This window comes from Virgibacillus sp. FSP13 (assembly GCF_054048505.1).
The window spans coordinates 1-10,077 of the sequence record NZ_JBSVKG010000046.1; the positions used below are offsets into that span (position 1 = coordinate 1).

A 10,077-nucleotide genomic window follows, 5' to 3' on the forward strand; every position below is an offset into this window, starting at 1 on the left:
GGGGTGATAACGAATGCAGGAAGCCGAATATGCAATTGCCGGTATCACATGGTTTTGGATATTTGTTCCGATGCCGATCTTAATTTTACTGTCGATTATAACTTTATTCACCGAGAGGAAGTGATTCGTTCATGGAAATGGAAACGCTTATTACGTTTATTGTTTATTTAATTGGAATGCTTGTTATTGGTATTATCATGTATCGTATGACGAATGATTTATCTGACTATGTGCTAGGGGGACGTAAGCTTGGCCCGGGTGTTGCCGCATTAAGTGCTGGCGCTTCGGATATGAGTGGATGGCTATTGCTTGGTCTGCCTGGGGCAATTTATGCTTCAGGTTTGTCGGAAGCATGGATGGCAATTGGCCTGGCAACTGGGGCATATTTGAACTGGCAATTTGTTGCAAAGCGGTTACGGGTTTATACAGAGGTATCAAACGATTCTATTACTGTTCCGGACTTTTTAGAAAATCGTTTTCGAGATAAATCGCATGTTCTTCGCGTGATTTCTGCATTGGTTATTCTGTTGTTCTTTACCTTTTATACATCTTCCGGGATGGTTGCTGGTGCAAAGTTGTTTGAAGCTTCGTTTGGCTTATCCTATCATTCGGCACTATGGATTGGGACGATCGTTGTTGTATCCTACACACTTTTAGGGGGATTCTTGGCTGTTGCATGGACAGACTTTTTCCAAGGTATTCTCATGTTTTTAGCCCTAATTGTTGTACCGATCGTTGCACTAAACGAAATGGGTGGATGGAATGCAGCGGTTCAAGCGGTTGGTGAAATCGATCCATCTCATCTTAATATGGTAGAGGGTGTTGGACTGTTAGCAATTATTTCATCTGTTGCCTGGGGGTTAGGCTATTTTGGGCAACCACACATTATCGTTCGTTTTATGGCACTTCGATCACCTAAAGATGTAAAGAAAGCTCGTTTTATTGGTACAACTTGGATGATTTTGGGCTTATATGGGGCAATCTTTACCGGATTTGTCGGACTCGCATTTATTAGTACACAGGATGTATCTGTCCTAGGAAAGTTTGGAATTGATGTTGTAACCGAAAATGGTTTGCAGATGCTAGCCGATCCGGAAAAAATATTTATTGCCTTTTCACAAATTTTATTTAATCCAATTGTAGCTGGCGTTCTTCTTGCTGCTATTTTATCAGCGATTATGAGTACCATTGACTCACAATTATTGGTATCGTCATCAGCGGTAGCAGAAGATTTTTACAAGGCGATTTTCCGCAGAGAAGCCACTGATAAAGAATTGGTATGGGTTGGCCGTATTGCGACATTAGTAATTGCTATAATTGCCGCACTGCTTGCCTTAAATCCAGATAGCTCTGTACTCGAACTAGTAAGTTATGCCTGGGCTGGATTTGGTGCTGCATTTGGGCCAATCATTTTACTATCGTTATTTTGGAAAAAGACAACGCGTAATGGTGCATTGGCAGGAATTATCGTCGGTGCTATAACCGTTATCATCTGGGGCGGATTTTTGTCAGGCGGAATCTTTGATTTGTATGAAATTCTTCCGGGTTTCTTGTTTAACTTAATTGTTGCGGTTGTCGTTAGTTTGTTGGAAAAACCATCAGCTGAAATTGAAGCAGAATTTGATCAGGCCGTTGCGAAAATGGAGGAATAACAAGCGCTTCAACAAACACTCCTCACTTTAATTTAGATGGGGGGTGTTTTTTATTGTTTAAAATCCCCGATTAGTTGCTAATGGCTGGCTAATTCTGCTATTATCAATAGTATTGTAAGAGTTTTTTGACCCGCCTAAACGGGCAGCTAATGAATGAAGTTTCACTTTATGGAGGTGTAATAATGGCGGATATTTCAACAGAACAGGTAAAGCATGTTGCTAATTTGGCAAGGCTTGCAATAACGGATGAAGAAGCAGAGCGATTTACGAAGCAATTGAGTTCGATTCTTGAATATGCAGAACAATTAAATGAACTGGATACAACGGGTGTAGAGCCGACAACACACGTTTTAGATTTAAAAAATGTCCTGCGTAAAGATGAACCTAAAGATTGGATAACACAAGAAGATGCACTGAAAAACGCGCCTGACAAAAAAGGTGACTACTTCCGTGTGCCTTCGATTTTGGAGTAGGGAGGGAAATACATGTCATTGTTTGATTACAGTATCAAAGAATTGGAACAAAAGCTACATAATAAGGAAATCACAGTAAATGATTTAGTGGATACATCGTACAAGCGAATACAAGAAGTGGACGATCAGGTACAAGCATTTTTAACATTAGACGAAGAAAATGCACGCAATCATGCAAAAGCGTTAGAAAATGAATCAACTGATTTTGCGAGCCACCCTTTATTTGGCATGCCAAGCGGTATCAAGGATAATATCGTTACTAAAGCTTTACGTACGACATGTGGAAGTCAATTTCTTAAAAACTTTGACGATCCATTATACAATGCAACGGTGATTGACAAGTTAAATGAAGCGAAGGCAATTACAATCGGGAAGTTAAACATGGACGAGTTCGCAATGGGGTCATCAAATGAAAATTCAAGCTTTGCTCCAACGCGAAATCCTTGGAATACCGACTATGTTCCAGGTGGGTCAAGTGGTGGATCGGCTGCTTCTGTTGCAGCTGGAGAAGTGTTATTTTCATTAGGATCTGATACTGGTGGATCGATCCGTCAACCTGCTGCGTTTTGTGGTGTTGTTGGATTGAAGCCTACTTATGGCCGTGTGTCACGTTTTGGGCTTGTTGCATTTGCTTCATCACTTGATCAAATTGGACCAATTACAAGAAATGTTGAAGATAATGCGCGTGTTCTTGAAGTTATTTCCGGTCAGGATAAAATGGATTCGACAAGCGCAAATGTTGACGTTCCAGCATTTACAGAATCTTTAACAGGTAATGTTAAAGGCTTGAAAATTGCAGTTCCAAAAGAATATCTAGGTGAAGGTGTTTCCGAAGAAGTGAAACAATCCGTAATGGACGCACTTCAAGTTTACGAATCACTTGGGGCTGAGTGGGAAGAAGTTTCCTTACCACACTCCAAATACGCAGTCGCTTCCTATTATATTATTGCATCATCAGAGGCATCTGCCAATTTAGCACGGTTTGATGGTGTGCGCTATGGTGTACGTTCAGAAAATGCGAAAGATATGCTGGATATGTTCAAAATGTCTCGCAGCGAAGGTTTTGGTGAAGAGGTTAAACGCCGGATTATGCTTGGAACGTATGCATTATCATCAGGGTATTACGATGCTTTTTATAAAAAGGCGCAAAAAGTTCGTACCTTAATTAAAAATGACTTTGACAAAATATTTGCGGATTATGATGTAGTTATTGGGCCAACTACGCCAACACCAGCATTTAAAATTGGTGAGAAAGTGGAAGATCCACTAACAATGTATGCAAATGATATTTTAACAATCCCGGTTAACTTAGCAGGTGTACCAGCTATTTCGGTGCCATGCGGGCTTTCGGAAAATGGCTTGCCATATGGTCTGCAAATTATTGGAAAGAACTTTGATGAGGGTACTGTTTACCGGACTGCACATGCTTTTGAACAAGCAACAGATCACCACACGAAACGACCTCAATTAGGGGGTGCAAAATAATGAACTTTGAAACAATTATTGGACTTGAAGTACACGTGGAGTTAAAAACGGATTCGAAAATTTTTAGTCCCAGCCCGAATGCATTTGGTGCGGAACCAAACTCAAATGTCAACCCGATTGATCTGGGCTATCCAGGTGTATTACCAGTTTTAAACGAAGAAGCAGTTAACTTTGCGATGAAAGCAGCAATGGCTCTAAATTGCGAAATCGCAACAGACACTAAATTCGACCGTAAGAACTACTTTTATCCGGACAACCCTAAGGCATATCAAATTTCCCAGTTTGATAAACCGATAGGGGAGCATGGTTGGATTGAAATTGAAGTAGGTGGGAAAAAGAAACGGATCGGGATTACTCGACTGCATATAGAAGAGGACGCAGGTAAATTGACACATGGTGATGATGGGTACTCACTAGTCGATTTTAACCGTCAAGGCACACCATTAATCGAGATCGTCTCTGAACCAGATATGCGCTCTCCAGAAGAGGCATATGCTTATCTGGAAAAGTTGAAAAATATTATCCAATATACGGGTGTTTCCGATTGTAAGATGGAAGAAGGTTCGTTACGTTGTGATGCTAACTTATCGATTCGCCCAATTGGTCAAGATGAATTCGGTGTTAAGACAGAGCTGAAAAACCTGAACTCGTTTGCTTATGTGCAAAAAGGACTTGAATTCGAGGAAAAACGACAAGAAAAAGAATTGCTTTCAGGTGGAGAAATTTTACAAGAAACACGTCGTTATGATGAAAAGACGAAAGAAACAATCCTAATGCGTGTTAAAGAAGGATCAGATGACTATCGTTATTTCCCTGAGCCTGATCTAGTCCCATTGTATATTGATGATGCCTGGAAAGAGCGAATTCGCAGTCAAATTCCGGAGCTTCCAGATGCGCGTAAGAAACGTTTCATCGAGGAACTTGGCTTATCTGAGTACGATGCCTCCAATTTAACAGGATCAAAGGAAATGGCCGACTTTTTTGAAGCGACTGTGGAACATGGAGCTGATGTGAAGCAAGCATCCAACTGGTTGATGGGTGAAATATCCGGGTACATGAACAAACATTTGAAAGAACTGCATGATCTTGCGCTTACTCCAGAATCACTTGGCAAAATGATTAAGCTGATTGAGGATGGAACGATTTCATCTAAAATTGCTAAAAAAGTATTTGCCGAATTAGTTGATAAAGGCGGAGATCCTGAAAAAATTGTCAAAGAAAAGGGACTTGTACAAATTTCCGACGAAGGTCAACTAAAGGAAATTATCACCGGAATTCTAGATGTGAATGAACAATCGATTATTGATTATAAAAATGGTAAGGATCGCGCACTTGGCTTTCTAGTTGGACAAGTGATGAAGCAAACAAAAGGACAAGCAAATCCACCAATGGTTAATAAGATTCTTAAGGAAGAAATGGACAAGAGATAAATAGTGATATGGCCATTCCAGGGGCAAATGCTTTTGGGATGGTTCATTTTTTGCTAGTAAATAATGGTATGGAGTTCTACTGTTATATCTTCCGGGACATTCATTCCAAGCAACGAGATCAGTCGAATTATGTCCGCTAATTTTTAAATAGACTTTTCAAAAATGGGAAAAAGGTCTATGATAGTCTTTGGACAAAAAATATTGAGTGAATGGACATATATAATTTGTTGATGTGAATAGGAGGGGGATATAATGAAACGAGCAAGAATCATTTATAATCCTACATCTGGACGCGAGGCATTTAAAAAAGAATTAGCAAATGTACTAGAGCGGTTTGAAATCGCTGGGTATGAAACTTCTGCACATGCAACAACCTGTGAAGGGGATGCGATTGAAGCGGCAAAGATAGCTGTTGAGAGACGCTATGATGTGGTTGTTGCAGCAGGTGGGGATGGAACAATTAATGAAGTAGTTAATGGATTGGCAGAACAGGATTACCGTCCTAAACTAGGTATCATACCTGTCGGGACAACAAATGATTTCGCACGTGCATTATCTATTCCCCGCAACATCATGAAAGCTGTCGACATTATTTTAGATGATCATGCCATGCCACTAGATATTGGTAAAGTTAATGAACATTATTTTATCAATATCGCTGGCGGGGGAAAGCTTACCGAGTTAACGTATGAGGTACCAAGCAAATTAAAAACCATGCTTGGACAGCTTGCGTATTACATGAAGGGTATTGAAATGCTTCCGTCACTGAAACCAACAAGCGTGAAAATAGAGTATGATGGTGAAGTATTGGAAGACGATATTATGCTTTTTTTAGTTTCCAATACGAATTCGATTGGCGGCTTTGAAAAACTTGCTCCAACCGCCAAACTCGATGATGGCTATTTTGATGTGATAATCTTGAAAAGGACGAACTTGGCAGAGTTTATTCGCATTGCAACGTTGGCCTTAAGAGGTGCACACCTTGACCATAAAAATGTTATTTACACGAAAGCAAAGCATATTAAAGTCGAAACAGCCGAAAAGATGCAATTGAACATTGACGGTGAATTTGGCGGTTTGTTGCCAGGTGAGTTTACCAATTTAAAACAACATGTGGAATTGTTCGTTCCAGAAGAATTTGTTGAGAAGAATGACTGCTGATTATGGGCGGTCATTTTTTAAGTCTTGTTAGCTGTAGTTTCCATGATATAATGAAGATAATAAATATTTGAATCTGAGGTGATTACTTTGTCGTTGCCAAAAGATGATCGGATATATACGTATGCTGACTATTTATCGTGGCCCGAGGATGTAAGAGCGGAGATTATTGATGGGACACCATATTTACATGCAGCGCCTTCTAGAATTCATCAAAAAGTACAATCGGAATTACATCGTCAAATTGCAAATTTTTTGGTTGGAAAAGAGTGTGAGGTTTATCCAGCGCCATTCCACGTGTTATTAGATCTTGAAGATGACAACAATAATGAGGCAGATAAGGGCAATGTCTTTGAGCCAGATATTACGATTGTATGTGATAGATCAAGGTTAGATGATATAGGTTGTAAAGGAAGTCCGGACATGATTGTAGAAATTACTTCACCGTCTACTGCTAGAATAGATAAGATTAAAAAGTTTAATAAATACGAGCAAGCTGGTGTTAAAGAATATTGGATTATCGAACCCCTGGAAATAATTGTTAGTGTTTATACCCTTCAAGAAAATTTGCGCTACGGAAGACCGGATCTATACTCGGATGATGATCAAGTACAAGTATCAATTTTTGATGATTTGGTTATTGATCTCGAACTGGTTTTTGGAAAATAAATCGGTAATGTTAATGGCTGCATGACTTACAGATGTTATGTGGCTTTTTTGATGGATAAAAGTAAGTAGCCTACTTTGGGGAATCTAGATACCAGTTATGTTTTTAGAAAATGAATAGACCGGATATGATAAGATAGTAATGAGAATAAATGAACGTAAAGGAAGATAATAATGGCCAAACAGACGGCACCAGTGAAGAAAAATGAAATCATAACACTTAAATTTGAAGATTTGACGCATGAAGGGAATGGTGTTGGCAAAATCAATGGCTATCCATTGTTTGTCCCGAATGCATTACCTGATGAAGAAGCAAAGGTGAAGGTAGTAAAGGTAAATAAGAACTTTGGATTCGGTAAATTGCTTGAATTGGTAAAAGAAAGCCCCGAGCGAGTTGAACCTGCGTGTGATACTGATTGTAATGGTTGTGGACTTCAGCATATGAGTTATAAGCTGCAGCTAGAGATGAAACAGAATCAAGTAAAAAATGCGATGAAAAAAATAGCGCATTTGGAAGATGTACCAATACACCCTATTATCGGTATGGATGATCCATTGCATTACCGGAATAAAGTACAAATTCCTGTTGGAGAAAAGGATGGAGAACTGATAACCGGATTTTATCAGAAACGCAGCCACCGTATTATGGAGAATACAGAAACATGTGTCACCCATAATGACGTAATCAATGAGGTTGTTAAGGCGGTTAGAAGTATTGCGAACCGACTTGGCATCAAGGCCTATAATGAGCAATCGCATAGCGGGGTGTTAAGACATATTATGGTGCGGACAGGCCACGCTACGAACGAAATCATGGTTGTATTAGTAACAAGGACGGAAAAACTTCCGAATCAAGATGTATTGACTAAGGAATTAACAGAGACCTTTCCAAACATCAAATCCATTATGCAAAATATTAATGAAAAGAGAACGAATGTCATTTTGGGTAGAAAGACAAAACTGCTGTGGGGCGAGGAATATATTTATGATCGGATTGGTGACCTGACATTTGCTATCTCAGCGAAGTCATTTTATCAAGTAAATCCGGTGCAAACTAAAATGTTGTATGATAAAGCACTAGAATATGCGCAAATTGATGGTCATGATACCGTAATCGATGCGTATTGTGGGATTGGAACGATTTCACTGTTTTTGGCACAGCAGGCGAAGAAAGTTTATGGAGTAGAGGTTGTCCCAGAAGCGATCAGTGATGCGAAGAAGAATGCCAATTTAAATGGAATGACTAATGCGGAGTTTGTCGTCGGTGAAGCGGAAAAGATTATGCCATGGTGGAAAGCGCAGGGGCTTGATCCTGATGTGATTGTAGTCGATCCGCCGCGTAAAGGCTGTGACGAGGAACTATTGAAAGCGATGCTGGATATGCGGCCGAAGCGGATTGTGTACGTGTCGTGTAACCCAAGCACACTGGCAAGGGATTTACGGATACTAGAAGATGGAGGGTTTAAGACACAAGAAGTGCAACCGGTAGATATGTTTCCGATGACGGGGCATGTGGAGACTATAACGTTGCTACAACGTCAAACTATATAGAAATCCTTAGTTTTAAGCACTTTTATAAGCATTTTGTTTTTGTAGGGGAAGGTGAGAAAACTAGAAATAAGGTGCTGAAAGATCACATTACTGTTTCGGTGGTAATTGATCTGGGGTGTGGGAATACAAGAAATACAAATGAATGTAAATAAATAGTAAATACGACAATTGCGGGAAATTTACAATTGTCGTATTTATTTATACGGGGATACCATATAATATCAATTCTTTAACAATGCGAATTATTCTTTAGAAACAAGTTGTGGGAGCTGTTATAGAAAAGACTTTCACTAAAACGATTCTAGATTGTCATGAATCCAATAATTTTAAGGCTAATATAATCTACTTCTTTTCACAAACCCTACAACAACTGTAAGTGTTTTTATTTTCCCTTTATCCTTAATCCTTATTTCTGGATTTGTCTAAAGCCCAAGAAGGACCAGACAACTCCTGTGAAATAAAGGTTTGAGAAAAGGAGAGAAACTGGGCCAAAACTTCATTTTAAAACGTGTGCAGTTTTGCAGATTAGGTGATCGGGTTGGTAAAGGAACGAATAGTTTATCAAAAGAGTAAATTGAATTGTAACGAATAAAGCGTTACAATTATATTTGAAGGAGATGATACACATGGAAAAAACGACGACTTTAAATTTAAGAGTTAATCCGGGTGTGAAAAAAAGGGCTGAAGAGGTTTTATCGCAACTTGGTATACCAATGTCAACAGCAATAGATATTTACCTAAAACAGATTTCAATGACTGGGGGAATCCCTTTTGCAGTAGCATTGCCGAAAGTGCCAGCTTCCATAAACTCCGATATGATGACAACGAATGAAATTCATGAAAAGTTAAAGGAAGGTTATGACGATATCGAAAAAGGTAATGTACAGGATGCACTCGTTGCCTTTCAAAGATTTCGGAAGATACATGAATGAAGAAATATAAGATTTTGATCACTGACAATGCACTTTCCGATATGGAGAAAATTTATCTTTATATTGCAAAGCAGATACAGGCACCGGAAGTGGCTATGGGACAGTATAACAGAATAGCAGATACAATCGAGACTCTTGATACATTTCCAGAACGTGTGAAGTTAATGGAGTCGGAACAAGAACGCTCGTTGGGACTTAGGCAGATCCCGGTTGATAACTTTTCGGTATTTTTCCATATAAGAGAAGATCGGGTAATTATTACAAATGTACTGTATAGTGCTAGTGATATTTCAAAGCGTTTAGGTCATACTTGACTGTGTTATATATCCCGTAATCCTTTAACATTAACAAGAGACATGGAGATTTTAGAATAAGGTGGATACGAAATGAAACAAGTACAACTGATCGATATGTTTAGCAGGACGAATCATGTGGAGACTATAGTGTTGCTACAACGGCAAACTATATAGAAATCCTTAGTTTCAAGCACTTTTACAAGCATTTCGTGTTTGTAGAAGATGGTGCAAAAACTAGAAATAAGGTACTGAAAGATCACATTACTATTTCGGTGGTAATTGATCTGGAGTGTGGGAACACAACAGAAAAATGATTGGAAAACTTGTAAAAAGCACTGTAATATGAAATCTGTTCGGCACTAGCCCTATAAAACATTAAATAAATTAGTTTTAAAACGTCATTTCATGATAGTTCATGAATGGCGTTTTTTTAA

9 protein-coding genes are annotated in these 10,077 nt (G+C 39.0%); all 9 read left to right on the forward strand.

The features are described from left to right. The first annotated feature begins 131 nt into the window (after positions 1–131). Positions 132–1,652: a sodium/proline symporter PutP gene (gene putP, locus ACW2QC_RS19825; RefSeq protein WP_457545656.1), complete on the forward strand. Its 1,521-nt coding sequence runs from the start codon at positions 132–134 to the stop codon at positions 1,650–1,652. A gap of 182 nt (positions 1,653–1,834) precedes the next feature. Next, positions 1,835–2,125 (forward strand): Asp-tRNA(Asn)/Glu-tRNA(Gln) amidotransferase subunit GatC, encoded by a 291-nt coding sequence (gatC, locus tag ACW2QC_RS19830; RefSeq protein ID WP_457545657.1) that lies wholly within the window; start codon positions 1,835–1,837, stop codon positions 2,123–2,125. A gap of 12 nt (positions 2,126–2,137) precedes the next feature. Then, on the forward strand, positions 2,138–3,610 hold the full coding sequence (gatA, locus tag ACW2QC_RS19835) for an Asp-tRNA(Asn)/Glu-tRNA(Gln) amidotransferase subunit GatA (protein ID WP_457545658.1): 1,473 nt from the start codon (positions 2,138–2,140) through the stop codon (positions 3,608–3,610). Then, positions 3,610–5,040, forward strand: coding sequence for an Asp-tRNA(Asn)/Glu-tRNA(Gln) amidotransferase subunit GatB (gatB, locus tag ACW2QC_RS19840; protein ID WP_457545659.1), 1,431 nt, complete (start codon positions 3,610–3,612; stop codon positions 5,038–5,040). The genes gatA and gatB overlap by 1 nt, the downstream gene beginning before the upstream one ends. 252 nt (positions 5,041–5,292) lie before the next feature. Further along, complete coding sequence (locus ACW2QC_RS19845; protein ID WP_457545660.1) at positions 5,293–6,201, forward strand: diacylglycerol kinase; 909 nt, start codon at positions 5,293–5,295, stop codon at positions 6,199–6,201. Between the two features lie 93 nt (positions 6,202–6,294). Then, positions 6,295–6,867 carry a Uma2 family endonuclease gene (locus tag ACW2QC_RS19850; RefSeq protein ID WP_457545661.1) on the forward strand — a complete coding sequence of 191 codons (573 nt, stop codon included), beginning with the start codon at positions 6,295–6,297 and terminating at the stop codon, positions 6,865–6,867. A 171-nt stretch (positions 6,868–7,038) separates the two neighbouring features. Further along, positions 7,039–8,415 carry a 23S rRNA (uracil(1939)-C(5))-methyltransferase RlmD gene (rlmD, locus tag ACW2QC_RS19855; protein ID WP_457545662.1) on the forward strand — a complete coding sequence of 459 codons (1,377 nt, stop codon included), beginning with the start codon at positions 7,039–7,041 and terminating at the stop codon, positions 8,413–8,415. A gap of 626 nt (positions 8,416–9,041) precedes the next feature. After that, a complete protein-coding gene (locus ACW2QC_RS19860) occupies positions 9,042–9,347 on the forward strand; it encodes a type II toxin-antitoxin system RelB/DinJ family antitoxin (RefSeq protein WP_457545663.1) in 306 nt (101 codons plus the stop codon). Continuing rightward, complete coding sequence (locus ACW2QC_RS19865; protein WP_457545664.1) at positions 9,344–9,661, forward strand: type II toxin-antitoxin system RelE/ParE family toxin; 318 nt, start codon at positions 9,344–9,346, stop codon at positions 9,659–9,661. The genes ACW2QC_RS19860 and ACW2QC_RS19865 overlap by 4 nt, the downstream gene beginning before the upstream one ends. Positions 9,662–10,077 lie beyond the last annotated feature (416 nt).

Excerpts from the sequence above, each read along its gene's own strand:
- gatA (WP_457545658.1), top strand. The coding sequence starts at position 2,138 with ATGTCATTGTTTGATTACAGTATCAAAGAATTGGAACAAAAGCTACAT.
- ACW2QC_RS19860 (WP_457545663.1), top strand. The coding sequence starts at position 9,042 with ATGGAAAAAACGACGACTTTAAATTTAAGAGTTAATCCGGGTGTGAAA.
- ACW2QC_RS19845 (WP_457545660.1), top strand. The coding sequence starts at position 5,293 with ATGAAACGAGCAAGAATCATTTATAATCCTACATCTGGACGCGAGGCA.
- gatC (WP_457545657.1), top strand. The coding sequence starts at position 1,835 with ATGGCGGATATTTCAACAGAACAGGTAAAGCATGTTGCTAATTTGGCA.
- ACW2QC_RS19865 (WP_457545664.1), top strand. The coding sequence starts at position 9,344 with ATGAAGAAATATAAGATTTTGATCACTGACAATGCACTTTCCGATATG.
- gatB (WP_457545659.1), top strand. The coding sequence starts at position 3,610 with ATGAACTTTGAAACAATTATTGGACTTGAAGTACACGTGGAGTTAAAA.
- putP (WP_457545656.1), top strand. The coding sequence starts at position 132 with ATGGAAATGGAAACGCTTATTACGTTTATTGTTTATTTAATTGGAATG.
- rlmD (WP_457545662.1), top strand. The coding sequence starts at position 7,039 with ATGGCCAAACAGACGGCACCAGTGAAGAAAAATGAAATCATAACACTT.